We start from the raw sequence: 24,693 nt of genomic DNA on the forward strand, positions 1-24,693 counted from the left end.
GTTTACGGCCGCCCCGCGGGCCGACCGCCGAGGGAACCCCGAACCGTCGAGGGAGCTCGGCGCTGCGGTCTCCCTCGCCGTCCGGGGTGCCCTCGGTGGAGGGCGGGTCAGGCGCTGGTGTGGAACTTCAGCTGGGCGGCGGAGAGGCCGGAGTCGGCGATGAGCTCGACGGCGTCGGCGGCGTCCGAGACCAGGATCGGGAGCGCCTCGCGCTCCGGGCCGGCGAAGTCCTTCAGCACGAAGTCGGCGGCCTGCTGGCGGCCCGGCGGGCGGCCGATGCCGACCCGCACGCGCAGGAACTCGGCTCCTCCGGTCGCCGCGAGGATGTCGCGGATGCCGTTGTGCCCTCCGTGACCGCCGCCCTGCTTGAGGCGCAGGGTGTCGAAGGAGATGTCGAGCTCGTCGTGCACGACGATCAGGTGCGCCGGGTCGACCGAGTAGAAGTCGAGCAGCTGCGCCGTCGGCCCGCCGGAGAGGTTCATGAAGCTGTTGGGCTTGCCCAGCACGAGCTTCGGTCCGCCCGGGCGGAGGAAGCCCTCGGCGACCACGGCGTTGGCGCGGTTGTGCCGGCGGAACGAGCCGCCGATCCGCGTCGCGAGCTCGTCGAGCACCATCTGGCCGACGTTGTGCCGGTTGCGCGCGTACTGCGCGCCCGGGTTGCCCAGTCCGACGACCAGCCAGGTGTCACCCATGTCGTTCCTCTTCCTCGGGGGCGGCGGGGGGGGTCCCCGCCGGACGCGGAACGGGCCCGCCGCGGCTGCGAGCGGGCCCGTTCCCGGGGTGGTGCGGACTACTCCGCGGTCTCGGCGACGACGTCGCCCGAGGCCGGGGTCTCGTCGTCCTCGCCCAGGTCCTGCTCGACCTCGGCGGTGACGTTGACGATGAGCACCTCGGCGTCGGTGACCAGCGTGGCGCCCTCGGGGAGCGTGACGTCGGCGGCGGTGATCTGCGTGCCGGCCTCGAGGCCCTCGACGGAGACGACGATGTTCTGCGGGATGCGCGTGGCGTCGACCTCGAGCGAGAGGGTGTTCGACTCGATCGAGACGAGGGTGCCGGGAGCGGCGTCGCCCTCGACGTGCACGGGGATGTCCACCTCGACCTTCTCGCCCTTGTTGATGACGACGAGGTCGATGTGCTCGATGATCTGGCGCACCGGGTCGCGCTGGATGTCCTTCACCAGCGTCGTCTGCGCGGCGCCCTCGATGTCGAGCTCGAGGATCGCGTTCGCCTTGCGGGTGAGCAGGAGCACCTGGTGGCCCGGGAGGGTGAGGTGCTGGGGCTCGGTGCCGTGACCGTAGAGGACCGCGGGGATCTTGTCCTGCGCGCGGATCTTGCGGGCGGCGCCCTTGCCGAACGAGGTGCGGACCTCGACGACGACCTTGTTGGTCAGTTCAGCCATGATGTTCTCCTTGGGCGGCGCGCACGCCACCGGATCGGGTCGTGGCCTGCGGCCACGGACGGTTTGTCGACTCGAACGCATGTCAGCGTGAGGAGAAGTCCGTGGCGCCCCGTGGGGGCCTCGCCTGCTTCCACCGCGTCGATCACGGATGCACGTGCATCCCTCGCCGAAGTTCAGCTGCCGATCCTACCCGGCATCGCGGCCGCCCGCCAGCAGGCGGTCGCGCCGCCGGACTCGGAGCCGGACGTCCAGGCGGACCGCCTACCGTGCGGGTATGACGAGCGACGACTTCGGCTCCTACGTCGAGAAGAACGGCTTCCACCGCGACACGAACTACATCCCGACGCGGATCACCGCCGACGGCCGCGACGGGTACCCGGTGGAGGCCGGGCGCTACCGCCTCGTCGTCTCCCGCGCCTGCCCGTGGGCGAACCGCGCCGTGATCGTGCGGCGCCTGCTCGGGCTCGAGGACGCCCTCTCGATGGGCATCTGCGGGCCCACCCACGACAAGCGCAGCTGGACCTTCGACCTCGATCCGGGCGGGGTCGACCCGGTGCTGGGCATCCCCCGCCTCCAGGACGCGTTCTTCGCCCGCTTCCCCGACTACCCGCGCGGGATCACCGTCCCGGCCCTCGTGGACATCCCGAGCGGCCAGGTCGTCACCAACGACTACCCGGTGATGACGCTCGACTTCTCCACCGAGTGGACCGCGTTCCACCGCGACGGCGCCCCCGACCTCTACCCCGAGGAGCACCGCGAGGAGATCGACGAGATCGCCGAGCTGGTTTTCCACGACGTGAACAACGGCGTCTACAAGTGCGGCTTCGCCGGCTCGCAGCGCTCCTACGACCGGGCCTACGACCGCCTCTGGGCGCGGCTGGACTGGCTGGAGGAGCGGCTGAGCACCCGCCGCTACCTGGTCGGCGACACCATCACCGAGGCGGACGTGCGGCTCTTCACGACGCTCGCCCGCTTCGACGCCGTCTACTACAGCCACTTCAAGGCCAACCGGAACCTGCTGTCGGCGATGCCCGCGCTCTGGGGCTACGCCCGCGACCTCTTCGCCACTCCGGGGTTCGGCGACACGATCGACTTCACCCACATCAAGTCGCACTACTACGAGGTGCAGCGGGACATCAATCCGACCGGCGTCGTCCCCAAGGGCCCGGACCTCTCCGGCTGGCTCGTCCCCTCGCGCCGCGAGGAGCTCGGCGGCCGCCCGTTCGGCGACGGCACTCCCCCGCCGCCGCCGATCCCGTCGGAGCGCGTCCCCCTCGGCCACGGCGCCTGACCGGCTCCGGTCGCGGTCGTCGCGGCGCGCGCAAGACCGTGCGCGCGCCGCACGACCGATGTGCAGCCGGGAGACGGCTCGGACCCGGGCTCCCCGGAGCGACCCGGGGCTAGCCTGGGCTCGCCCCTGAACGCGAACGTCGAGGAGAACCGTGTCTGACAAGCCCACCGCCACAGCCAACATCGGAGTCGTCGGTCTGGCGGTGATGGGCTCGAACCTCGCCCGCAACCTCGCCAGCCGCGAGGGCAACACGGTCGCGGTGTTCAACCGCTCCTACGGCCGCACCGAGACCCTCATCACGGAGCACCCGGAGGCGGGCTTCGTCGCGTCCGAGACCATCGAGGACTTCGCCGCCTCGCTCGCCACCCCGCGCACCGCGATCATCATGGTCCAGGCCGGCCGCGGCACCGACGCCGTGATCGAGCAGCTGACGAAGGTCTTCGAGCCCGGCGACATCATCGTCGACGGCGGCAACGCGCTCTTCACCGACACCATCCGCCGCGAGAAGGCCGTCCGCGAGACCGGCATCCACTTCGTCGGCACCGGCATCTCCGGCGGCGAGGAGGGCGCGCTCAAGGGCCCGTCGATCATGCCCGGCGGCTCGGTCGAGTCCTACAGGACGCTCGGCCCGATCCTCTCGTCGATCGCCGCGGTCGCCGAGGGCGAGCCCTGCGTCACCCACATCGGCACCGACGGCGCCGGCCACTTCGTCAAGATGATCCACAACGGCATCGAGTACGCCGACATGCAGCTCATCGCCGAGGCGTACGACCTGCTCCGCACCGTCGGCGGACACGAGCCCGCCGCCATCGCCGAGGTCTTCGACGCCTGGAACAAGGGCGACCTCGAGTCGTACCTCATCGAGATCACCGCCGAGGTGCTCCGCCAGGTCGACGCCGACACCGGCAAGCCCTTCATCGACGTCGTCCTCGACCAGGCCGGCTCGAAGGGCACCGGCGTCTGGACCGTGCAGAACGCGCTCGACCTCGGCGTCCCCGTCGGCGGCATCGCCGAGGCCGTCTTCGCCCGTGCCGTGTCCTCCCACCCCGAGCAGCGCGAGGCCGTGCAGGCCCGCGTCACCTCGCGCCCGACCCCGGTCGAGAAGTACGAGGGCTTCGAGGACGACGTGCGCGCCGCGCTCTACGCCTCCAAGGTCGTCGCCTACTCGCAGGGCTTCGACGCGATCATCGCCGGGGCCGAGAAGTACGGCTGGGAGATCGACAAGGGAGCGGTCGCCAAGATCTGGCGCGCGGGCTGCATCATCCGCGCCCAGTTCCTCAACCGCATCGTCGACGCCTACGACGAGAACGCCGGCATCACGACCCTCCTCGAGGACCCGTACTTCGCCGAGGCCGTCGCCAACGGCGAGGCCGCCTGGCGCCGCATCGTCTCGACCGCCGCGCTCTCGGGCGTGCCGATCCCCGGCTTCGGCGCCGCGCTGTCGTACTACGACTCGCTCGCCTCCAAGCGCCTCCCGGCCGCTCTCGTGCAGGGCCAGCGCGATTTCTTCGGAGCGCACACCTACAAGCGCGTCGACAAGGAGGGCACCTTCCACACACTGTGGTCGGGCGATCGCACCGAGGTCGAGCAGGACCCCTCCACGCACTGACCCGCGTCGCACGGGAAGGCGCCCCCGCCTGCAGGATCCTCGGATCCTCGGGCGGGGGCGCCTTGCTCGTCGCGGAGGGAGCTCCCCCGTCGTCAGCGGAGCCGGGCGGTGGCGTCCGGCTCCCCGAGCGGGCGCTCGACGCCCGGGCCGGCTGACCCCTCAGCTCCGGAACGCCCGCGCGATCAGGAGCGCCGCCAGGAGCACCGCTGCGGCGGCCGCCGTGGCAGCCGGGAGGGCGAGCAGGAGCAGCAGCGAGACCGCGGCCGACGCGAGGGCCGGGCCGCTCGCCCCGGCCGCTCCGTGGTCGAGGCGCCGCACGATGGTCGCCACCAGCAGGGCGGCCACGGCGAAGGCGAGCAGCGCGTCGGCGTCGAGGATCACGACCGCGAGCACGGCGACCAGGCAGAGGACCAGCTGGGCCGCCGCGGGCACGCCGGTCCTGCGGTTCCTGGCGGCGAGCACCGCCGGCATCTCCCCTGCGTCGGCGAGACGCACGAGGGCGCGCGCATCCCTCCTCCCGAGGTCGAGGAGCGCGAGCAGGACCGCGATCACAGCGGCGGCCCCGACGAGCCCGGACGCGGGCGTGCCCCGGGTGACAGCGCTCAGGGGGGTCTCCGAGGACGCGAGGACCTCGGGACCGGCCGCCAGGAGCAGACCGGTGGCGAGCGCGGCGGCGGCCGCCGTGGCGATCCCGATGCGCAGCAGGGCTGGGCGGAGAGCCGTCACCGCGCCGGAGCGGGAGGTCGGCAGGAGGATCAGGAGCAGGGCCGCGGCGGTGCCGGCTCCCAGCGGCCCTCCGTCGCGCAGCGGGTCGAGCGGCGCGGGGTCCGGAGGGGACACCAGCACGATCACGGCGGCGGCGGCCAGCAGGACGACGACCGCACCGACGAGGAGCAGGACCGGGCGAGCGGGGAGGCGCCCGCCGCGCAGGCCGAAGAGCGCGACGGCCACGAGCAGCAGGACGGCCAGGGGCCGGGCCGCTCCCCCGAGGACCGACTGGGCCGCGGTCAGGGCCAGCGCGGCCGAGGCGAAGGCGCGCCCGACGATCCCGAGCCACTCGGAGGAGGGGCCGTCGTGGACGGTGCGCCCGGCGTCGGCGACGGCGCTCAGGGCCGCGGCGGCCGCAGCGACGGCGAGCCCGAGGAGCAGCCACCAGCCCGCTGCGGCGGCGGCCGGCGACCAGACCAGGAAGACCGCCACCAGGGCGAGGGTCGCATCCGAGCGCTGGGGCACGGCCTCACCCTAGGCGGTGGAGCCGGGGCGGGACCCGGGTGCGCCGTGCAGGGCGCACCCGGGGCGCGGGGTCCTACGCGTCGCCGTCGAACATCGACGTCACCGAGCCGTCGTCGAAGACCTCGTGGATGGCGCGGGCCAGCAGCGGAGCGATGGGCAGGATCGTCAGGCGGTCCCAGGTCTTCTCCGGCGGCAGCGGCAGAGTGTCGGTGACGACGACCGAGTCGATGAACTCGGAGCTCAGGAGCTCGACCGCCGGGTCCGAGAAGACGGCGTGGGTGGCCGCGACGACCACGCCGATCGCGCCCGCCTTCTTCAGCGCCTCGGCCGCCTTCGCGATGGTGCGCCCGGTGTCGATGAGGTCGTCGACGAGGAGGCAGACGCGGCCCTTCACCTCGCCGACGATCTCGTGGACGGAGACCTGGTTGGCGACCTTCGGGTCGCGGCGCTTGTGGATGATCGCCAGCGGGACGCCGAGCTTGTCGCTCCAGATGTCGGCGACGCGGACGCGGCCCATGTCGGGCGAGACGATGGTGAGGGTCGAGGGGTCGAGCTTCTCGCGGAAGTGCTCGAGCAGCACCGGCATCGCGAAGAGGTGGTCGACGGGGCCGTCGAAGAAGCCCTGGATCTGCGCCGCGTGCAGGTCGACCGACATGATCCGGTCGGCTCCCGCCGCCTTGAAGAGGTCCGCGACGAGGCGGGCCGAGATCGGCTCGCGGCCGCGGCCCTTCTTGTCCTGGCGCGCGTAGGGGTAGAACGGGGCGACCACGGTGATCCGCTTGGCGGAGGCGCGCTTGAGCGCGTCGACCATGATCAGCTGCTCCATCAGCCACTCGTTGATCGGGGACGTGTGCGACTGGAGGACGAACACGTCGCCTCCGCGGACCGACTCGCCGTAGCGGACGTAGAGCTCGCCGTTGGCGAAGGTGCGCCCCTCGGTCGTGACGAGCTCGGTCCCGAGCTCGGCGGCGACCGCCTCCGCCAGTGCCGGATGCGCCCTCCCCGAGACGAGGACCAGGCTCTTCTTGTTGCTGGCGGTGATGCCGGTCACTGTGCTCCGCTTCCTCCGGTGGGCGCCTGGTCGGATCCGGTGGGATCCGACGCCAGGGCCGCCTCGGCGGCGTCGGCCGCTGCGGTGCCCGGACGGTGGGTCTGCACCCACCCGGCCATGTTGCGCTGCGGAGCGACGGTGATCCCGAGGGCTCCGGCGGGGATGTCCTTGCGGATGACCGTGCCGGCGCCCGTGTACGCTCCGTCACCGATTCTAACGGGGGCGACGAAGACGTTGTGCGACCCCGCACGCACGTGCGAGCCCACCACGGAGGACGCCTTGCTCACCCCGTCGTAGTTGGCGAAGATCGAGCCGGCGCCGATGTTCGACTCCTCGCCGATGACCGCGTCGCCGACGTAGGAGAGGTGCGGGACCTTCGATCCCTCGCCGATCACGGCGTTCTTGGTCTCGACGTAGGTGCCGATCTTGCCGCGGGCGCCGAGCACGGTGCCGGGGCGGAGGAACGAGAACGGGCCGACCTGGGCCTTCGCGCCGATCACGGCGAGCGTCGCGTCGGAGCGCTTCACGACCGCGTCCTCGCCGACCTCGCAGGAGTCGAGCGTGGTGTCCGGGCCGATGACCGCGCCGGTGGCGATGACGGTCGGGCCCTTGATCTGCGTGCCCGGGAGGATCTCGACGTCCGGGGCGAGGACCGCGTCCACGTCGATCCAGGTGGTCGCCGGGTCCTGGATCGTGACGCCCTCGAGCTGCCAGCGGCGCACGATGCGCGCGTTGAGCTCGAGCGCCGCGTCGGCGAGCTGGGCGCGGTCGTTGATCCCGGCCACGAGCCAGCGGTCCTGCACAGGGACGGCCTCGATCGCGCGGCCGGCGGCCTTGAGCGCGGCGGCGGCGTCGGTGAGGTACTTCTCCCGCTGAGCGTTCTCGGTGCCGATCGCGCCGATGACCGAGCGGAGCGCGGCGGCGTCGAAGGCGTAGACGCCGGCGTTGATCTCGGTGAGGTCGAGCTCGTCGGGGCTGGCGTCCTTCTGCTCCACGATGGAGGCGAAGGCTCCGTCGGCGCCGCGGACGATCCGGCCGAAGCCGGTCGGGTCCTCGAGCACGCAGGAGAGCATGGTGAGCGCGTTCGCCGCGGCGAGGTGCTCGTCGAGCAGGCGGCGGAGGGTCGGCGCGTCCAGCAGCGGGACGTCGGCGCTCAGCACGACGACCGTGCCGGCGAAGGACTCCGGGAGCGCCGCGAGGCCCTGCTCGACCGCGCGGCCGGTGCCGGGCGTCTCGTCCTGGTCCACCACCAGCGCGGAGGGCGTGTGCTCGAGGACGGCCTGGGCGACCCGGTCGCGCTCGTGGCGCACCACGGTGACGACGTGCGCCGCGTCGAGCGAGGCGGCCGTGTCGAGCACGTGCCCGAGCAGCGGCCTCCCGGCGAGGCGGTGCAGGACCTTCGGGGTGCGGGACTTCATGCGGGTGCCCTGGCCTGCCGCCAGGATCACGACGGCGAGCGTGCTGTCTGCCATGTTCTTCGCGTTCTCCTCCGTGAGCGCACCGTCCTGGTGCCGCTCCGCCACCAGGATTCGAACCTGGACCGGACAGCTCCAAAGGCTGCCGTGCTGCCGTTACACCATGGCGGACCGCGCGATCGCGCGCCGTCCATCCTGCCACCCCCGCGCCCCCGGCCCCGCCTCGGGCGCGGGCGGCCGCCGCTCGGGCGGGCGACGGCGGCCCGGGAGGCCCCCGCCTCCCGGCCGTCCGCCTCCCGGCCCGTCCGCCTCCCGGGCCCGTCCGCCTCCCGGCGTCGCCCGAGCCGCGTAGCCGCCACAATGGACGGGTGAGTGCGAATGACGAGGTCGACGGGATCGTCGACGCCTGGGTCCGGGAGCGGCCCGATCTCGATTTCACGCCGCTCCAGGTCTTCTCGCGGATGCGCCGGCTGGCCAAGCAGCTCGAGCGCGCGCGCGGCAGCGCCTTCGGCCGGTCGGAGCTCGAGACGTGGGAGTTCGACGTGCTCTCGGCCCTGCGGCGCGCGGGCGCGCCGTACCGGATGAGCCCCAAGCAGCTCCTCCAGGCGACCATGGTCACCAGCGGCACCATGACCAACCGCATCGACCGGCTGGTCGAGCGCGACCTGGTCGAGCGCCTCGACGACCCGAACGACGGGCGCGGCGTGCTGGTGCAGATGACGCCGTCGGGGCTCGCCCGGGTCGACGCGGCGATCACCCGCCTGGTCGACGCGGAGCAGGAGCTGCTCGGCGCGCTCACCCACGCGCAGCAGGAGCGGCTGGCGCAGCTCCTCCGGAAGCTCTCCCTCGACTTCGGCTGAGCCGGTCGCCCCGGGCCCGCGACGGCGGCCCGCCCACGCGGTACGGGACAGCTGCCGGTGCCGCGGAGGAGAGCGGCGTCAGCCCTCGAGCTGCTCCGAGAGCTCCAGCCAGCGCAGCTCGAGCTCGGCCGCCTCGTCCTCGTAGGCTCGGAGCGAGGCGTTGAGCGCCAGGATGCCGTCGTAGTCGTCCTGGTCGTGCGTCGCCATCTTCTCGTGCACGGTCTTCGTCAGCTGCGTGAGCTTGTGCAGGCGCCGGTCGATCGCCGACACCTCCTTCTCCGCGGTGCGGCGCTCGGCCCCCGCGAGTCCGCTCGACGCCGGCGCGGCGGAGGAGGAGCCCGACGACGCCGCCGCGGGCGCACCCTTCTCGAGCGCGCGGCGCAGGTCGAGGTACTGCTCGACGCCGCCGGGCAGGTGGCGGAACGCGCCGTCCATCACGGCGTACTGCTGGTCGGTGACGCGCTCGAGCAGGTACCGGTCGTGCGAGACGACGAGGAGGGTGCCCGGCCAGGAGTCGAGCAGGTCCTCGATCGCGGCGAGCATGTCGGTGTCGAGGTCGTTGGTCGGCTCGTCGAGGATCAGCACGTTGGGCTCGCTGAGCAGGATGAGCAGGAGCTGGAGCCTCCGGCGCTGACCGCCCGAGAGGTCCTTCACCGGCGTCGAGAGCTGCGCGCTCGAGAAGCCGAGGCGCTCGAGCAGCTGGCCCGGAGTCATCTCCTTGCCGCCGATGGAGTAGCTGGTGCGCTGCTCCGCGATGATCTCGCGGACGGGCCGGTGCTGGACCCCGGTCAGCTCGCGCAGCTGCTGGTCGAGGATCGCGACGCGCACGGTGGTGCCGCGCTTCACCCGGCCGCTCGTCGGCTCCACGCTGCCCGCGACCAGGCCGAGGAGGGTCGACTTGCCGGCGCCGTTCACGCCCAGGATGCCGGTGCGCTCGCCGGGCGCGATCCGCCACTCGATGCGGTTGAGGACGGTCCGCTCGCCGTAGCGGACGGTGACGTCGAGCAGGTCGACGACGTCCTTGCCCAGGCGCGAGACGGCGAGCTGCGAGAGCGAGACCGAGTCGCGCACCGGGGGCTCGTCCTCGATCAGCTGGTTCGCGGCGTCGATCCGGAACTTGGGCTTCGCCGTGCGGGCGGGGGCGCCGCGGCGGAGCCAGGCGAGCTCCTTCTTCATCAGGTTCTGGCGCTTGGCCTCCATGGTCGAGGCCATCCGGTCGCGCTCGACGCGCTGCAGGATGTACGCCGCGTACCCGCCCTCGAACGGCTCGACGAGACGGTCGTGCACCTCCCAGGTGGCGGTGCAGATCTCGTCGAGGAACCACCGGTCGTGGGTGACGACCGCGAGCCCGCCCGACGACGCCGCCCAGCGGCGCTTGAGGTGCTCGGCGAGCCAGGCGATGCCCTCGACGTCGAGGTGGTTGGTGGGCTCGTCGAGGAAGACGACGTCCCAGTCGCCGACGAGCAGCTTCGCGAGGGCGACCCGGCGCCGCTGCCCGCCCGAGAGGGAGCCGACCACTCCGTCCCAGGGGACGTCGCGCAGCAGGCCCGCGATCACGTCTCGGGTGCGCGCGTCGCCCGCCCACTCGTGCTCCTGGAGCCCGCCGACGACGGCCTGGGCGACGGTGAGGTCCTCATCGACCGTGTCGGCCTGGTCGAGCATCCCGAGCGTGACGCCGCGGCGGTGCGTGACGCGGCCGCTGTCCGGCTCGATGCGCTGCGCGAGCAGGCGCAGGAGGGTCGACTTGCCGTCGCCGTTGCGTCCGACGATCCCGATGCGGTCGCCCTCCTCGATCCCCAGGGAGACGTCGTCGAAGATCACGCGTGTGGGGTACTCGAGTCGCAGCGCCTCGGCGCCCAGCAGATGTGCCATAGGGATCCAGCCTAGGCGGTGCCGCCTGAGCGGTCCGCCGCGGGTCGATCACAGTGCGGCCGGGTCGCGGCCCCCGGACCTCAGCCCGCGGCTGCCGGCTCCGAGACGGACACCGAGCGGCGGTGCAGTCCCGTGGCACCGTCGGGGGCAGGCGGGCGCTCGACCGTGGTCTGCACCGTGCCGTCCGCGTCGGTGGCGCGCACGGTCACGACGTGGTCGCCGACCGTCGCGTCCCACTCGAGGACCCACTGGATCCACGTGTCCGCGGTGACCTGCTCGGCGAGGCGCGCCTCCTGCCAGGCGCCGCCGTCGATCTGCACCTCCACCTTCGCGATGCCGGTGTGCGGCGCCCAGGCGACTCCCGCCACGGCGACCGTCCCCGCCTCGACGGTCTGGCCCTGGCGCGGCACATCGATCCGCGACTCGATCTTGATCGGCCCGCGCTCGGTCCAGCCGCGCGTCGACCAGTAGGCCAGGTCCTCCGCGAAGGTCGTGACCTTCAGCTCGACGACCCACTTCGTCGCCGAGACGTAGCCGTAGAGGCCGGGGACGACCATCCGGACGGGGAAGCCGTGCTCGACCGGGAGCGGCTCGCCGTTCATCCCGACGGCGAGCAGGCTCGCGCGGTCCTCGTCCTGCAGCACGTCGAGCGGGCTGGAGGCGGTGAAGCCGTCGATGCTCCGCGAGAGCACCATGTCGGCGCCGGCGGTCGGCCGGGCGCGGGCCAGCAGCTCGCGGATCGGGTAGCCCAGCCAGAGGGCGGTGCCGATCAGGTCGCCGCCGACCTCGTTGGACACGCAGGACAGGGTGACCAGATGCTCCTCGAGCGGCAGTGCCAGCAGCTCGTCCCAGGTGATCTCGATCTCCTCCTCCACCATGCCGGTGATCTTCAGCGACCAGTCGGCGGGCTCGACCGACGGCACCGAGAGCGCGGTGTCGATCCGGTAGAACGAGGAGTTGGGAGTGACGTAGGAGCTGATGCCGTCGATGTCGTCGAGCACGGCGCCCGCCGGGACGGGCGCGGCGGCCGAGGCGGGAGCCGGCAGGGACACGGCCTCGCGCACGGCCGTAACGGCGGCGGAGGCGGACGTGAGGAAGCGGGCGCCGATGCCGGCGGCGACCGCGGCGACTCCGGCGATCCCGACCAGGCGGAGGAACGACCGGCGGTCCGGGGAGTCGCTCTCGCGCTCCTCCTGCCAGCCGCGGAGGCGGACGGAGGCCGAGCGGAGCACCGCGGCACCGGCCACCATGCCCACGACGCTCGGCGCCGCGTCGATCCCGGACGCGCCCTCGCGGCTGACGGCGGCGAGCGCACCGGCGCCCGCGACGACGGCCAGCAGCAGCACGCCGAACGGCGGGCGGCGGTACTCGAGGACTCCCGCGCCGACGGCCAGCAGCGCGATCGCGAGGCCGATCGAGACCAGCAGCACGAGCTTGTCGCCGGTGCCGAAGAGCGCGATGACCGTGTCCTTCACGCCCGGGGGCACGATGTCGATGACGAAGCCGCCGACCGCGACCAGCGGACTGCCGCCCGCTCCGGTGAAGACCGCGACGACCTCGGCGGCCGCGAGGGCGACGACGGCGGCCACGATCCCGGAGAGGATCGCGAAGAGGGTGGCTCGGCGGGACATGAGCGGCACTCTAAGCCACGAGGTCGGAACTTCTCTGCGGACCGTCTGTGGAGGGCGCCGGGCGCGGGGCTCGCGCGCCCCGCTCCGGAGGCACCGCCTCCGCGACTAGGTCGACAGCAGCCGCGCCCCGTGGACCGGGCCGGAGACCCGCACGGCGCTCAGCCGCGCGGAGCTCAGCTCGCGCTGCAGGTCGGCCGCCGCATCGGCGTCCGGAGCGAGGAACGCCACGGTCGGTCCGGACCCCGAGACGAGGCCGCCGAGCGCCCCGCGGCCCTCGCCGAGCTCGAGGATGCGGGCGAGCCCGGGCTGCAGGTGCAGCGCCGGCGCCTGCAGGTCGTTGTGCATCGCGTCGGCGAGCATGGCGGCGTCGCCGGCGCGGAGGGCCTGCAGCACGTTCGGATCGATGGCGGGGGTCGCCGAGATCGGGCGGAAGTCGTGCAGGTGGCGCTCGCGGTGCCGGTCGAGCTCGCTGTAGACCTCGGGGGTCGACAGGCCCTCCTCTGAGAGGACCAGCACCCACTCGAAGCGGCCCTTGGCGAGCGCCGGGCTCAGCTCGTCGCCGCGGCCGACCCCGATCGCGGTGCCGCCGGTGAAGGAGAAGGGGACGTCGGCGCCGAGGCTCGCGGCGATGCCGAGCAGCTGCTCCCTCGTGCAGGCCGTGCCCCAGAGCGCGTCGCAGGCGAGCAGGGTCGCGGCTGCGTCGGCCGAGCCGCCGCCCATGCCGCCGGCGATGGGGACGTTCTTCTCGATCTCGAGGTGCACGCCGCCGCGGTAGCCGGTCGCCCGGGCGAGCGCCCGAGCCGCCTTGATCGCGAGGTTGGAGCCGTCGACGGCCAGGCGGGAGGTGTCGATCGAGCCCGAGAAGGAGACCGAGAAGTCGGCCGCCTCCTCCGCGAACACGTCCTCGTAGAGGGAGAGCGACTGGAACGCGGTGGCCAGCTCGTGGTACCCGTCGTCGCGCACGGCGCCGACCTTGAGGAACACGTTGATCTTGCCGGGCGCCCGCGCGTGGACCCGGTTCGACGTCGCGCGGTGGGCCATGCATCCACGCTACAGGGTGGCGGAGGCGCCCTCGTCCGCACCCGGGGCGGGCTCCCCGTCGCCGTCCGTGTCGTCCCCGTCGGTCTCCGCCGGCGACCCGTCGGGCACCGCCGCGCCGCGCACGGGGACCCGCGCCGGATCGAGCTCGCGGCCCAGGCGGACGAAGGCGGCGACGTCCAGCTCCTCGCCGCGCGCGGTCTGCGGGACGCCGGCCCGCTCGAGCGCGACGATCGCCGCGGCGCTGTCGCCGAAGAGGGTCGCGAGCGACTGGCGGAGCATCTTCCTCCGCTGCGCGAACGCCGCGTCGACGACCGCGAAGACGGCGCGGCGCAGGGTCTCGTCGCCCGGCTCCTCGCCGCGGTCGAACGCGACGAGCACGCTGTCGACGTTCGGCACCGGCCAGAAGATCTGACGCGAGACCGCGCCGCCCGTCGTCCAGGAGCCGAACCACGCCGCCTTGACGCTCGGGCCGCCGTAGACCTTGGAGCCGGGACCGGCGGCGAGCCGGTGCCCGACCTCGGACTGCACCATCACCACTCCGGACCGGATGCTGGCGAAGTGCTCGAGGAAGTGCAGGAGCACCGGCACCGAGATGTTGTACGGGAGGTTGGCGACGAGCCGGACCGGCTCCCCCGGCAGGTCGAGCACCTTCATCGCGTCGGCGTGCACGACCGCGAGATCGGCGCCCGGCGCCATCAGCCCGACGGTGCGCGGCAGCTGCTCGGCGAGGCGCCCGTCGATCTCGACGGCCACGACCTGCGCGCCCGCCTCGAGCAGGCCGAGGGTCAACGATCCGAGGCCGGGGCCGATCTCGACGACGGTCTCCCCCGGGCGCACCCGAGCGAGCTTGACGATGCGGCGGACCGTGTTGGCGTCGTGCACGAAGTTCTGGCCGAGCTTCTTGGTCGGCGTGACGTCGAGCAAGCCGGCGAGGTCGCGGATCTCGGCCGGGCCCAGCAGGCGCGGGATCGCGGCGGCCGTCGGCTCGGCGGCGTGGCGGCCGCTCATGCGAGGGGTCCGACCGGCTCCGTCGGCTCGGAGCCGACCTCGCCGCCCCACTCGCCGTACACGGCCTCCGTGTTCGAGGCGATCGTCGCGGCCAGGTGGCCGACGTCGGTCTCGAGGGTCGCGGCCATCGAGCGCAGGGTGTGCGGGAGGAGGTAGGGCGCGTTCGGGCGGCCCCGGAAGGGCGACGGAGTGAGGTACGGCGCGTCGGTCTCGACCAGGATGAGGTGCCGAGGAGTCGCGACGAGCGCCTCCCGCAGCGGCTCGGCGTTCTTGAACGTCACGGTGCCGGCGAAGGAGAGGTACCAGCCCTCGTCCGTGCACATCCGCGCCATCTCCGCGTCCCCGGAGAAGCAGTGGAAGACGGTGCGCTCGGGGGCGCCGACGCGGCGCAGGGTCTCGATGACCTCGCGGTGCGCGTCGCGGTCGTGGATCTGCAGCGCGAGGTCGTGCTCCTTCGCGATGCGGATGTGCTCCTCGAAGGAGCGGAACTGCGCGGCGCGGCCGCTCTCGCCGGTGCGGAAGAAGTCGAGCCCGGTCTCGCCGATGGCGCGCACCCGCGGCTGCTCCGCCAGCTCGGCGATCACGGCGAGGGCGGCGTCGAGCTCGCCGCGCTGCTCCAGCTCGGGCGCCTCGTTGGGGTGGATCGCGACGGCGGCCAGCATCCGCGGCTCGCTCGCCGCCTGCTCGGCCGACCAGCGGCTCGTCTCGACGTCGGTGCCGACCTGGACGACGCCGCGGACCCCGACGGTGGAGGCCCTGTCGAGCTGCTCGCGGTGGTCGAGCGGCTCGAGGCCGTCGGCGATCTCGAGGTGCGTGTGGTTGTCGTAGACGGGGACGACGAGCGCCTCGGGCAGCGGCGGGTACGTCAGGTCGCGGCCGGACGAGGCCTCGCGGGAGCGGACGTGCTGGCTGTCGGTCATGCGCTCCAGGCTACCGGGAGGGCTCGCGGGGGTCGGAGTCCCGGGCGGACGAGGGCCGAGAGCGGCCGCCGAGGCGCCCTGAGCGGATCGGGTCAGCACCCGATCGGATCGGGACAGCCCGCCTCCCGCGCCGCCGGGAGGCTGGAGCCATGACAGACACCGAGCTCCTCGCCCCTTCCGCATCCGGCTCCCTCGCCGGACGCCACGCCCTCGTCACCGGATCCTCGAGCGGGATCGGCGCAGCCATCGCCCGCCGGCTCGCCGGGGCCGGCGCTCACGTCCTCGTGCACGGACGCGACCCCGAGCGGGTCGGGTCCGTCGTCCGCGGCATCCGCGCCGACGGGGGCACCGCCTCCGCGCTCGTCGCCGACCTCGCGGGCACGCCGGAGGAGACCCGCGCCGTCGCCGGGCGGGCGCTGACCCTCCTCGACGGGCGGATCGACGTCCTCGTCAACAACGCCGGAGTGTTCCCGGTGGGGCCGACCGCCGACCTCAGCGACGCCGATGTCGAGTCCCTCCTCACCACGAACATCCGCGTGCCGCACCAGCTCGTCGCGGCGATCGCCCCGGCCATGGCCGAGCGCGGGAGCGGAGTGGTCGTCAACATCACCTCGTGGATGGGACGGGTGGGAACGCCCGGGACCGCGCTCTACCCCGCGACCAAGGCGGCGCTGGAGCACCTCACGCGGGCGTGGGCGGCCGAGTACGGCCCGAGCGGCGTGCGCGTGGTCGCCGTCGCGCCCGGCGCGACTCTCACGCCCGGCAACGAGCACGCCGCGGCGATCCTGGAGCAGATGACCGCGTCCGCCCCCGCCGGCCGGCCCGGACGTCCGGACGAGATCGCCCTGGCCGTGCGCTGGCTCGTCTCGGACGAGGCCTCGTACGTCCACGGCACGACGCTCGACGTCGACGGAGGCATCGTCGGCGCCCGCGTCTGACGCCGCGGTACGCGCCGCTCGGAGTCCCCGCGACAGCGCCCGCCGCTCAGTGGATCTGGACGAGCGGCCCGGGGTGGAGCGCAGCGTCGGCCGCGGGGGTCGTCTCATAGGCGCGGCGGTAGTCGCGCCCGAAGTGCGACGCGCTCGCGTAGCCGACCGCGGCCGCGGCCTGCGCGGCGGTGTCGCCCCGGACCAGGAGCAGTCTCCTGGCCTCCCCCAGGCGGAGCCGCCGCAGGTAGCCCAACGGCGACATCCCGGTCAGCTCGCGGAAGCGGCGGGTGAGTGTGGGCACGCTGGTGCCCGCCTCCGCGGCGAGCGCGCCGAGGGTCCATCCGCGCGACAGCGACGCGCTCATCGCCTCGACCGAGCGGGAGACGGCCTCCGAGCGGACGGTGCTGGACGCGGCCAGCAGCCGGGGCGCCTGGTCCGTCTGCAGCAGCCGCAGCACGAGCTCGCGCGTGATCGCGGGGGCGAGCACCGGGATGTCGGCGGGGGCGTCGAGCAGACGGAAGAGTCGGCGCAGCGAGTCGGCCATCTCCTCCGTGACCGTGCCGATCCGCGGGGCGGGAGCCCGCGGGGCCGTCCGGGGGGCGAGCGCCGCGATCTCGGCCACCACGAGCGGGTCGAGACGCCAGTTGGCCGACAGGAAGTCGCCGCGGTCGCCGGTCTCCACGACGGCCGCGACCACCGGCAGATCGACGGGGGTGATCAGGAAGCGGCCGGCGCCCCACCGCTCGTCGGAGTCGCCGACCACCGAGCGCTTCCGGCCGGCCAGCACCAGGCTGAGGGTCGGCGGGAACCGGGTGTAGACGAGCTCGGTCGGAGCGGTCACCCGGTGCAGGCGCAGGGCGAGCGCGGCGGCGCGCTCGGGGTGCCCGACGTGGCGCCGGGTGAGCTCGGCCGCCTGCTCGAGAGCGTCGAGGACCTCGCGCGTCATCAGCGCCCCGCCGTCCCCGGAGCGGAGGACCGCTCGCACCCGGCCCCTCGCGTTCGGATCACGGTCATCGGGCACTCTCCTGCGGATCCTCCGTCGGCGACTCCAGGCCGCGCGACGGCTCCGTCCACGGGTCGAGGCGCGGCCGTCAGGACGCGGGAGCCTCGATGCGCGGGAAGAGCGCGGCGAGCGTCCCGACGGTCGTGCCGACGGGGAGGACCCCCCACCGGCCCGCCTCGCGGATCGGCTGCGCGGTGAGGGCGCCGAGCGACTCCGTCACGCCGAGCGCCTCCCAGAGGGACGCCGTCGCGCGCGGCACGACCGGCGAGAGCAGCACGGCCAGGGCGCGGAGCCCCTCCGTCGCGGTGTAGAGCACCGTGCCGAGGCGCTCGCGCTCCTCGCGCTTGGCGAGTGCCCACGGCTCCTGCTCGGTGATGTAGCCGTTGAGCTCCTCGACGATGCTCCACACGGCGGTGATCGCATCGTGGATCGCGAGCGCGTCGATCGACCGGTCGGCCGACGCGGCGGCCTCGGCGACGATGCGCTGCACGTGCTCCTCCGCCTCGGTCGGCTCGCCCGGCGCAGGCACGACGCCGTCGTAGTAGCGGTGCAGCATCGCAACGACCCGCGAGGCGAGGTTGCCGAAGCCGTTCGCGAGCTCGGACTGGTAGCGCGCCGACAGGTCCTCCCACGAGAACGAGCCGTCCTGGCCGAAGGTGATGGCCCGGAGGAAGTAGTAGCGGAAGGCGTCGGAGCCGAAGGTGTCGGTGATCTGCTCGGGCGCGATGCCGGTGAGCTTCGACTTCGACATCTTCTCGCCGCCGACCAGCAGCCAGCCGTGGCCGAACACCTGCCGGGGGACCTCGAGGCCCGCGGCCATGAGCATGGCGGGCCAGATCACCGCGTGGAACCGCAGGATGTCCTTGCCGACGATGTGGGTCGCCGGCCAGCGGCGCTCGAACTCCGCCTCGTCCTGGCCGTAGCCGACCGCGGTGATGTAGTTGAGCAGCGCGTCGAACCAGACGTAGACCACGTGGGAGTCGTCCCACGGGACCTTCACGCCCCAGTCGAAGCTGGAGCGGGAGATCGACAGGTCGGCCAGGCCCTGGCGGACGAAGCTCACGACCTCGTTGCGCGCCGACTCGGGCTGGACGAAGTCGGGACGCTCCTCGTAGAGCGCGAGCAGCCGCTCGGTGTACTCGCTCATCTTGAAGAAGTAGTTCTTCTCCTTCAGCAGCTCGACCGGCTTCGAGTGGATCTTGCAGACGTACTGGCCGGCGTAGTCGCCGGTGCCCTCCTCGAGGTCGGACAGCTGCTTGTACTCCTCGCAGCCCACGCAGTAGTAGCCCTCGTACTCGCCGGTGTAGATCGCGTCCTCGTCGTACAGCTTCTGCAGGAACTTCTGGACGTTGACCTCGTGCCGCGCGTCCGTGGTGCGGATGAAGTCGTCGTTGGCGATGTCGATGGTCTCGAGCAGCGGCTGCCAGGCGGTCCTCACGAGGCGGTCGGCCCACTCCTGGGGGGTCGTGCCGTTGGCGGTGGCGGTGCGGAGGATCTTCTGGCCGTGCTCGTCGGTGCCGGTCAGCAGCCAGGTGTCGTCGCCCGCCTGGCGGTGCCAGCGGGTGAGCACGTCGGCGGCGACCTCGGTGTACGCGTGCCCGATGTGCGGGACGTCGTTCACGTAGAAGATCGGGGTCGTGAGGTAGAAGGAGGCGCCGTCGGACATGGCGACCATCCTATTCACCGTGCGGCACCGCTCCCGGCGTGTGACGGACGCTGTGGACGACCGGCCGCGGTCGCCGAAGGGGAGGGAGCCCTCAGCCGCGGCGGGAGGCGAGCGCCGCCTCGTAGAGCGCGCGGCGGGAGAGCCCGGTGATCTCGGCGACCTCGGCCGACGCCTCCTTGAGCCGCGATCCGGCCTCGACGCGGGCCAGCACGTCGGCCAGCGCGTCCTCGAGCGACGCCTCCCGCGCGGGGGCTCCCTCGACGACCAGGCAGATCTCGCCGCGCAGGCCGTCGGCCGCCCACTCGGCCAGCTCGGCCGCCGTGCCGCGCCGGACCTCCTCGAACATCTTGGTGAGCTCGCGGCAGACGACGACGCGCCGCTCCGGGCCCATCGCCTCGACCAGGTCGGCGAGCGCGTCGCCGATCCGGTGCGGGGACTCGAAGAAGACCATGGTGCGGCGCTCGTCGACGAGCGCCCGGAAGGTCGAGACCCGCTCGCCGTGCCGGCGGGGCAGGAACCCCTCGAAGCTGAAGCGATCCGTCGGGAGCCCGGACACGGCGAGCGCCATGAGCACGGCCGAGGGACCGGGCAGCGCGGTGACCGCGACTCCCGCCGCCACCGCCGCCTCGACCAGGTGGTAGCCCGGGTCCGAGACCGTGGGCATGCCCGCGTCGCTCAGCACGAGCAGGTCCTCCTCGCGGGCCAGCTCCACCAGCTCGGCGGCGCGCTCGCGCTCGTTGTGGTCGTGCAGGGCGTACAGGGCGGGCCGGTTCTCGACGCCCAGGGCGCGCATCAGCTGGATGGTCACGCGCGTGTCCTCAGCGGCGACGTGGCGGGCGGAGCCCAGCGCCTCCACGAGCCGGCGGGAGGCGTCGCCGAGGTTTCCGATGGGAGTGCCGGCGAGGATGATCATGCCGCCAGTCTCCCAGGCCGGGTCCGGGGCCTCCCGCCGCGGATCGCCGCCGTCCCGGGAGGAGGCGCCCCGTTAGCATGGCCGGGTGACGGACCGACCGCAGCGCGACTTCGACGACCTGCTCCTGGACGCGGCGGGATCGGCGCGCTCGGTCCCGGTGGAGCCCGCCGAGGCGTCCGCACCGCGGGAGCGCACCCCGCTCCCGGACGTGCCGCGCGGCTCCTGGTTCGACGACCTGCACACCCGGCTCGTCGCCTCCCCCGCGCGCCGCCGGCTGTACGAGCTCGGACTGCCGCTGCTGGTGGTCGCCCTGGCCGCGGTGCTGCGGCTGTGGAACCTCGGCCACCCGCGCTCGCTCGTGTTCGACGAGACCTTCTACGTGAAGGACGCCTGGACCCTCTGGAACCTCGGGTTCGAGGGCGCCTGGCCCGAGAACCCGGACCCCGGCTTCGCGGCCGGCGACGTGGACACCTTCACGGGGGCGCCGTCCTTCGTGGTGCATCCGCCGCTGGGCAAGTGGATCATCGGGCTCGGGATGGGCGTGTTCGGCGCGGACGACAGCGTCGGCTGGCGCGTCGCGACCGCCGTCGTGGGGATCCTCGCCGTCGCGCTGGTGATCGTGATCGGCCGCCTCCTGTTCCGCTCCACCCTCCTCTCCTCCTTCGCGGGGCTGATGCTCGCGCTCGACGGCCACGCGATCGTGATGTCGCGGGTGTCGCTCCTGGACGGGATCCTGATGTTCGTCGCGCTCTGCGGGGTCGCGGCGGTGCTGCTGGACCGGCGCTGGGCCGAGCTGCAGCTGGCGCGGAAGGTGGCGGCGGGAGCGCTGCCGAGCTGGGGGCCGGTCCTGTGGTGGCGGCCCTGGCTGCTCGCGGCCGGCGTGCTCTTCGGCCTGGCCGCGGGCGTGAAGTGGACGGGCGTCTACTTCCTCGCGGCATTCGGCGTGTACGCGGTGGTCGTCGACGCGCTGATGCGGCGCCGCGCGGGCGTGCCGTTCTGGGGCAGCGGCGCGATCCTCAAGCAGGGTCCGGTCACCTTCCTCCTGGTCGTGCCGATCGCCCTGATCGCCTACCTCGTCACCTGGACGGGCTGGCTGCGCACCTCCGGCGGATGGGCCCGGCAGTGGGCGTCGGAGGCCCCCGGCAACGCCTGGACCGGGGCTCTGGCGTGGGTGCCGGACTGGGCGCAGAGCCTCTGGCACTACCACGTGCAGATGTACGACTACTCGATCAACCTGCGGGCCTCGCACCCCTACGAGGCGAACCCGCTCACCTGGCTCCTCATGCTCCGACCGACCAGCATGTACTTCGTCGACCAGGCGACGGGCGTCGACGGCTGCACCGCCGCACGCTGCGACGAGGCGATCACCTCGGTCGCCAATCCGCTCATCTGGTACGCCGGGGTCCTGGCGCTGGTGTACCTCCTCTACCGGCTCGCGCGGTACCGGGAGTGGCGCGCCGGCTTCGTGCTGATGGGGATCGTCGCGGGCTACCTGCCGTGGCTGCTCTACCTCGACCGCACGGTGTTCCAGTTCTACTGCGTCGTCTTCGAGCCCTACATGATGCTGGCGCTGGCGCTGACGGCCGGGATCGTGATCGGGAGTCCGGGCGACGAGCGGAGGCGGCGCACCCGGGGCGTCCTCGTGGTGCTCGTCTTCGCGGTGGCGGCGGCGGCGCTGACGGCCTACTTCCTGCCGCTCTGGATCGGCGCGCAGACGTCCTTCACCTTCTGGCAGGCCCACATGTGGCTGCCCTCGTGGGTATGATCCGGCGGCTGGGCCCGGGAGTCGCGGCCTGCGCCGTCGCGGCGGTGATCGCGGCCCTGCTGCACGCGACGGTGCCGGCAGTGCCGATGCTGACCGCGGCGGTCGCGCTCGGGATCCTCGTGGCGCAGCTGCCCGCGGCGCGCCCCCTGCTGAGCGGGGCGCTGGCGCCAGGCCTGAAGTTCTCGTCCCGCTCGCTGATGCGCGCCGGCATCGTCCTGCTCGGGCTGAAGCTCTCTCTGATCGACATCGCTGCGCTGGGCTGGGGCGCGATCCTGGTCGTCGTCGGGATCGTCCTGGCCACCTTCGGCCTGACCTGGGCGCTGGGCCGGGCGCTCCGGCTGCCCGGGCAGGAGCCGCTGCTGCTCGCGGCGGGCTTCTCGATCTGCGGGGCCTCGGCGATCGGCGCGATGGCCGGAGCGACCCGGGCGAAGGAGCAGGAGCAGGCGACGCCGGTCGCGCTGGTGACGCTCTGCGGCACGCTCGCGATCGCAGTGCTCCCCGCCCTGCAGCAGCCGCTCGGGCTCTCCGACGTGCAGTTCGGGCACTGGGTCGGCGCCTCGGTCCACGACGTGGGCCAGGTCGTGGCGACGGCCCAGGTGGCCGGAGCGTCGGCGCTGGCCGTGGCGGTCGTGGTGAAGCTCACCCGAGTGGTCATGCTGGCGCCGATGGTCGCGGTGGCGGCGGCGGTCACGAGGCGCCGAGGCGGGACCGGCGGGACGCGCCCGGCGATCGTGCCGCTGTTCGTGGTCGGGTTCCTCGCCGCGGTGCTGCTGCGCACGCTCCTCCCCCTGCCGGAGGGACTGCTCGCCGCCGCCGACACCGCGCAGACCTGGCTCCTCGCCGCGGCCCTCTTCGCGCTCGGCAGCGCCGTCCGGGTGCGCGCGCTCGTGACGACGGGGTGGCGTGCTCTCCTCGTCGCCCTGGTGTCGTGGGCGGCGATCGCGGCGATGGGACTGGCCGCGGTGCAGCTGGCGCTCTGATCGGCGCTCCGATCCGCTCGACCGCTCTGTCGCGCACGGTCGCTCTGCACTGCGGGACCGCTCTGTTACGCGATGCGTCGCTCCGGCGCGGCGGTGTCGGCGGCTCCCGCTAGCGTCGATCGCATGGCAGATCGTGAGTACGGCTTCAAGACGCGTGCGATCCACGCGGGCAACATCCCCGACGCGGTGACGGGCGCCCGCGCTCTGCCGATCTACCAGACCAGCGCCTTCGTCTTCGACGACACCTCCGACGCCGCGGCCCGCTTCGCGCTGCAGAAGTACGGCAACGTCTACTCGCGCCTGTCGAACCCCACGGTCGCCTCCTTCGAGGAGCGCGTCGCGAGCCTCGAGGGCGGCCTCGGCGCCGTCGCCACGGCCTCCGGGCTCTCGGCGCAGTTCATCACCTTCGCGGCGCTCGTCGGCGCGGGCGACCACGTGGTGTCCTCCGCCAACCTCTACGGCGGATCGATCACCCAGCTCGACGTCACGCTCCGCCGTTTCGGAGTGGACACCACCTTCGTCCGCTCGAGCGACCCGGCCGACTACGCGGCGGCGATCACCGAGAAGACCAAGGTGCTCTACGCCGAGACGATCGCGAACCCCTCCGGCGAGATCGCCGACATCGAGGGCCTCGCCGCGGTCGCGCACGCCGCCGGCATCCCGCTGATCATCGACTCCACGGTCGCCACGCCCTACCTCGTCCGCCCGATCGAGTGGGGCGCCGACATCGTCATCCACTCGGCCACCAAGTTCCTCGGCGGACACGGCACCACGCTCGGCGGCGTCGTCGTCGAGTCGGGGCGCTTCCACTACTCCCCCGAGAAGTTCCCGCTGCTGCACGACCCGGTGGCCTCCTACGGGGACCTGTCGTGGGACGGCAACTTCGGGGAGTACGGCTTCCTCACGCGCCTGCGCGCGGAGCAGCTGCGCGACATCGGGCCGGTCCTCGCTCCGCACTCCGCGTTCCTGCTCGCCCAGGGCGTCGAGACGCTGCCGTACCGGATCCAGGCGCACGTCGACAACGCGCGCCGCGTCGCCGAATGGCTCGACGCCGACCCCCGGATCGAGGCCGTCTACTGGGCCGGGCTCCCCGCGCACCCGCACCACGACCGCGCGCAGAAGTACCTGCCGAAGGGACCGGGCTCGGTCTTCAGCTTCGTGGTCAAGGGCGGCCGCGCCGTCGGCCAGACCTTCATCGAATCGGTCGACCTCGCCAGCCACCTCGCCAACATCGGCGACGCGAAGACGCTGGTGATCCACCCCGCCTCGACCACCCACGCCCAGCTCACCGAGGACCAGCTCCTCCACGCGGGCGTCCTCCCCGGACTCGTCCGCCTCTCCGTCGGCATCGAGGACGCGGACGACATCATCTACGATCTCGACCAGGCGCTCGCCCGCGCGGTCGAGGAGCACGGCACCCCCGACGCTCCGACCGCGCTCCCCGAGGACACGACCACCACCCTGCACACCCCGGCCGTGGAGGTCTGAGCATGAGCACCACCGACACCGCCGACACGGTCGTCCAGCTGTCCAACGGGCTGAGCTGCTCGGTCCCGGCGAACTCGCCGCTGGCGAAGATGCTGCGCTCGCAGCGCACCTGGGTGGGCCCCGACGCCCGCAGGCGACTCGACATCCTCCGCCGCGCGAGGACCGTGGCGATCGTCGGCGCCTCGCCGAACCCGGCCCGCTCCTCCTACTTCGTCGCCACCTACCTGCAGCAGTCGAGCGACTACGAGCTCTACTTCGTGAACCCGAACGCCACCGAGATCCTGGGGCAGCCGGTCTACCGCAGCCTCGCCGAGCTCCCGGTCGTGCCCGACATCGTGGACGTGTTCCGCAAGGCGAGCGACATCCCCGCCGTGATCGACGACGTCCTCGCCGTCGGCGCGCCCACGGTCTGGGTGCAGCTGGGGATCTGGAACCAGGAGGCGGCCGAGTACGGCGAGTCGAAGGGCCTGACCGTCGTGATGGACCGCTGCATCAAGGTCGAGCACGCCCGCTTCCACGGCGGCCTGCACCTGCTCGGCTTCGACACCGGCCAGATCTCGGCGCGCAAGACGCTGCGCTGATCCGCCGCCGACCCTCGTCGACGCCGGATCTCCGTGGC

The 24,693-nt window shown here is 73.1% G+C and carries 21 protein-coding genes and 1 tRNA gene; 8 read left to right on the forward strand and 14 right to left on the reverse strand.

The annotated features are described in order from the left end of the window. Positions 1 to 107: 107 nt before the first annotated feature. Together pth and C5C44_RS10005 are read right to left on the reverse strand one after the other, a co-directional pair. Positions 108 to 692 (reverse strand): aminoacyl-tRNA hydrolase, encoded by a 585-nt coding sequence (gene pth / locus C5C44_RS10000; RefSeq protein ID WP_104262853.1) that lies wholly within the window; start codon positions 690 to 692, stop codon positions 108 to 110. Positions 693 to 790: 98 nt separating this feature from the next. Further along, positions 791 to 1,399 carry a 50S ribosomal protein L25/general stress protein Ctc gene (locus C5C44_RS10005; RefSeq protein WP_104238997.1) on the reverse strand — a complete coding sequence of 203 codons (609 nt, stop codon included), beginning with the start codon at positions 1,397 to 1,399 and terminating at the stop codon, positions 791 to 793. A 274-nt stretch (positions 1,400 to 1,673) separates the two neighbouring features. Here C5C44_RS10005 and C5C44_RS10010 point away from each other — a divergent pair, with 274 nt between their 5' ends. Both C5C44_RS10010 and gndA read left to right on the forward strand, forming a co-directional pair. After that, the gene (locus C5C44_RS10010; protein WP_104226929.1) at positions 1,674 to 2,690 is read left to right on the forward strand and encodes a glutathione S-transferase family protein; all 1,017 of its coding nucleotides are present in this window, start codon (positions 1,674 to 1,676) and stop codon (positions 2,688 to 2,690) included. Between the two features lie 151 nt (positions 2,691 to 2,841). Then, positions 2,842 to 4,299, forward strand: coding sequence for an NADP-dependent phosphogluconate dehydrogenase (gene gndA / locus C5C44_RS10015; protein WP_104262854.1), 1,458 nt, complete (start codon positions 2,842 to 2,844; stop codon positions 4,297 to 4,299). A 159-nt stretch (positions 4,300 to 4,458) separates the two neighbouring features. Here gndA and C5C44_RS10020 read toward each other — a convergent pair whose 3' ends face one another. The 4 genes from C5C44_RS10020 to C5C44_RS10035 form a co-directional block, all read right to left on the reverse strand. Next, positions 4,459 to 5,532: a hypothetical protein gene (locus C5C44_RS10020; protein ID WP_104335781.1), complete on the reverse strand. Its 1,074-nt coding sequence runs from the start codon at positions 5,530 to 5,532 to the stop codon at positions 4,459 to 4,461. 73 nt (positions 5,533 to 5,605) lie between these two features. Further along, complete coding sequence (locus tag C5C44_RS10025; RefSeq protein ID WP_104222342.1) at positions 5,606 to 6,583, reverse strand: ribose-phosphate diphosphokinase; 978 nt, start codon at positions 6,581 to 6,583, stop codon at positions 5,606 to 5,608. Further along, positions 6,580 to 8,055 carry a bifunctional UDP-N-acetylglucosamine diphosphorylase/glucosamine-1-phosphate N-acetyltransferase GlmU gene (glmU, locus tag C5C44_RS10030; protein ID WP_104335812.1) on the reverse strand — a complete coding sequence of 492 codons (1,476 nt, stop codon included), beginning with the start codon at positions 8,053 to 8,055 and terminating at the stop codon, positions 6,580 to 6,582. The genes C5C44_RS10025 and glmU overlap by 4 nt, the downstream gene beginning before the upstream one ends. Before the next feature lie 42 nt (positions 8,056 to 8,097). Continuing rightward, positions 8,098 to 8,169: transfer RNA gene (locus C5C44_RS10035), tRNA-Gln, on the reverse strand. Between the two features lie 197 nt (positions 8,170 to 8,366). Here C5C44_RS10035 and C5C44_RS10040 point away from each other — a divergent pair. Beyond that, complete coding sequence (locus C5C44_RS10040) at positions 8,367 to 8,858, forward strand: MarR family winged helix-turn-helix transcriptional regulator (RefSeq protein WP_104222340.1); 492 nt, start codon at positions 8,367 to 8,369, stop codon at positions 8,856 to 8,858. Between the two features lie 78 nt (positions 8,859 to 8,936). Here C5C44_RS10040 and C5C44_RS10045 read toward each other — a convergent pair whose 3' ends face one another. From C5C44_RS10045 to C5C44_RS10065, 5 genes are all read right to left on the reverse strand, one after another. Then, positions 8,937 to 10,730 (reverse strand): ABC-F family ATP-binding cassette domain-containing protein, encoded by a 1,794-nt coding sequence (locus C5C44_RS10045; RefSeq protein ID WP_104222338.1) that lies wholly within the window; start codon positions 10,728 to 10,730, stop codon positions 8,937 to 8,939. A gap of 80 nt (positions 10,731 to 10,810) precedes the next feature. Then, the gene (locus C5C44_RS10050) at positions 10,811 to 12,361 is read right to left on the reverse strand and encodes a molybdopterin-dependent oxidoreductase (RefSeq protein ID WP_104335782.1); all 1,551 of its coding nucleotides are present in this window, start codon (positions 12,359 to 12,361) and stop codon (positions 10,811 to 10,813) included. 105 nt (positions 12,362 to 12,466) lie between these two features. Further along, positions 12,467 to 13,402, reverse strand: coding sequence for a 4-(cytidine 5'-diphospho)-2-C-methyl-D-erythritol kinase (locus tag C5C44_RS10055; RefSeq protein WP_104222334.1), 936 nt, complete (start codon positions 13,400 to 13,402; stop codon positions 12,467 to 12,469). 9 nt (positions 13,403 to 13,411) lie between these two features. Further along, the gene (rsmA, locus tag C5C44_RS10060; RefSeq protein WP_104335783.1) at positions 13,412 to 14,410 is read right to left on the reverse strand and encodes a 16S rRNA (adenine(1518)-N(6)/adenine(1519)-N(6))-dimethyltransferase RsmA; all 999 of its coding nucleotides are present in this window, start codon (positions 14,408 to 14,410) and stop codon (positions 13,412 to 13,414) included. Continuing rightward, positions 14,407 to 15,330, reverse strand: coding sequence for a TatD family hydrolase (locus C5C44_RS10065; RefSeq protein WP_104222332.1), 924 nt, complete (start codon positions 15,328 to 15,330; stop codon positions 14,407 to 14,409). Before C5C44_RS10065 ends, rsmA begins: the two co-directional genes overlap by 4 nt. A 149-nt stretch (positions 15,331 to 15,479) precedes the next feature. Here C5C44_RS10065 and C5C44_RS10070 point away from each other — a divergent pair, with 149 nt between their 5' ends. Further along, positions 15,480 to 16,268 (forward strand): SDR family NAD(P)-dependent oxidoreductase, encoded by a 789-nt coding sequence (locus C5C44_RS10070; protein ID WP_104335784.1) that lies wholly within the window; start codon positions 15,480 to 15,482, stop codon positions 16,266 to 16,268. A 46-nt stretch (positions 16,269 to 16,314) separates the two neighbouring features. Here C5C44_RS10070 and C5C44_RS10075 read toward each other — a convergent pair whose 3' ends face one another. From C5C44_RS10075 to rsmI, 3 genes are all read right to left on the reverse strand, one after another. After that, complete coding sequence (locus tag C5C44_RS10075) at positions 16,315 to 17,280, reverse strand: AraC family transcriptional regulator (RefSeq protein ID WP_258066713.1); 966 nt, start codon at positions 17,278 to 17,280, stop codon at positions 16,315 to 16,317. Positions 17,281 to 17,350: 70 nt separating this feature from the next. Continuing rightward, positions 17,351 to 18,928, reverse strand: a complete 1,578-nt coding sequence (metG, locus tag C5C44_RS10080; protein ID WP_104335785.1) for a methionine--tRNA ligase — start codon at positions 18,926 to 18,928, stop codon at positions 17,351 to 17,353. Positions 18,929 to 19,019: 91 nt separating this feature from the next. After that, on the reverse strand, positions 19,020 to 19,841 hold the full coding sequence (rsmI, locus tag C5C44_RS10085; protein WP_104226923.1) for a 16S rRNA (cytidine(1402)-2'-O)-methyltransferase: 822 nt from the start codon (positions 19,839 to 19,841) through the stop codon (positions 19,020 to 19,022). An 85-nt stretch (positions 19,842 to 19,926) separates the two neighbouring features. On the opposite strand from rsmI, the gene C5C44_RS10090 reads away from it, so the two are divergent. The 4 genes from C5C44_RS10090 to C5C44_RS10105 all read left to right on the forward strand — a co-directional run bounded on the left by C5C44_RS10090 (position 19,927) and on the right by C5C44_RS10105 (position 24,655). Continuing rightward, on the forward strand, positions 19,927 to 21,606 hold the full coding sequence (locus tag C5C44_RS10090) for a dolichyl-phosphate-mannose--protein mannosyltransferase (protein WP_258066714.1): 1,680 nt from the start codon (positions 19,927 to 19,929) through the stop codon (positions 21,604 to 21,606). Further along, positions 21,603 to 22,586, forward strand: coding sequence for a YeiH family protein (locus C5C44_RS10095; RefSeq protein ID WP_104226922.1), 984 nt, complete (start codon positions 21,603 to 21,605; stop codon positions 22,584 to 22,586). Before C5C44_RS10090 ends, C5C44_RS10095 begins: the two co-directional genes overlap by 4 nt. Before the next feature lie 123 nt (positions 22,587 to 22,709). Further along, complete coding sequence (locus C5C44_RS10100) at positions 22,710 to 24,074, forward strand: O-acetylhomoserine aminocarboxypropyltransferase/cysteine synthase family protein (RefSeq protein WP_104260321.1); 1,365 nt, start codon at positions 22,710 to 22,712, stop codon at positions 24,072 to 24,074. 2 nt (positions 24,075 to 24,076) lie between these two features. After that, the gene (locus C5C44_RS10105; RefSeq protein ID WP_104233696.1) at positions 24,077 to 24,655 is read left to right on the forward strand and encodes a CoA-binding protein; all 579 of its coding nucleotides are present in this window, start codon (positions 24,077 to 24,079) and stop codon (positions 24,653 to 24,655) included. Positions 24,656 to 24,693: the final 38 nt, after the last annotated feature.

The organism is Rathayibacter sp. AY1F6 (assembly GCF_002932035.1).
Lineage (GTDB): Bacteria > Actinomycetota > Actinomycetes > Actinomycetales > Microbacteriaceae > Rathayibacter.

Coding starts and splice junctions, on each gene's coding strand:
- pth (WP_104262853.1), bottom strand. CDS start 692: ATGGGTGACACCTGGCTGGTCGTCGGACTGGGCAACCCGGGCGCGCAG.
- C5C44_RS10005 (WP_104238997.1), bottom strand. CDS start 1,399: ATGGCTGAACTGACCAACAAGGTCGTCGTCGAGGTCCGCACCTCGTTC.
- C5C44_RS10010 (WP_104226929.1), top strand. CDS start 1,674: ATGACGAGCGACGACTTCGGCTCCTACGTCGAGAAGAACGGCTTCCAC.
- glmU (WP_104335812.1), bottom strand. CDS start 8,055: ATGGCAGACAGCACGCTCGCCGTCGTGATCCTGGCGGCAGGCCAGGGC.
- C5C44_RS10045 (WP_104222338.1), bottom strand. CDS start 10,730: ATGGCACATCTGCTGGGCGCCGAGGCGCTGCGACTCGAGTACCCCACA.
- C5C44_RS10050 (WP_104335782.1), bottom strand. CDS start 12,361: ATGTCCCGCCGAGCCACCCTCTTCGCGATCCTCTCCGGGATCGTGGCC.
- C5C44_RS10055 (WP_104222334.1), bottom strand. CDS start 13,402: ATGGCCCACCGCGCGACGTCGAACCGGGTCCACGCGCGGGCGCCCGGC.
- rsmA (WP_104335783.1), bottom strand. CDS start 14,410: ATGAGCGGCCGCCACGCCGCCGAGCCGACGGCCGCCGCGATCCCGCGC.
- C5C44_RS10065 (WP_104222332.1), bottom strand. CDS start 15,330: ATGACCGACAGCCAGCACGTCCGCTCCCGCGAGGCCTCGTCCGGCCGC.
- C5C44_RS10070 (WP_104335784.1), top strand. CDS start 15,480: ATGACAGACACCGAGCTCCTCGCCCCTTCCGCATCCGGCTCCCTCGCC.
- metG (WP_104335785.1), bottom strand. CDS start 18,928: ATGTCCGACGGCGCCTCCTTCTACCTCACGACCCCGATCTTCTACGTG.
- rsmI (WP_104226923.1), bottom strand. CDS start 19,841: ATGATCATCCTCGCCGGCACTCCCATCGGAAACCTCGGCGACGCCTCC.
- C5C44_RS10095 (WP_104226922.1), top strand. CDS start 21,603: ATGATCCGGCGGCTGGGCCCGGGAGTCGCGGCCTGCGCCGTCGCGGCG.
- C5C44_RS10100 (WP_104260321.1), top strand. CDS start 22,710: ATGGCAGATCGTGAGTACGGCTTCAAGACGCGTGCGATCCACGCGGGC.
- C5C44_RS10105 (WP_104233696.1), top strand. CDS start 24,077: ATGAGCACCACCGACACCGCCGACACGGTCGTCCAGCTGTCCAACGGG.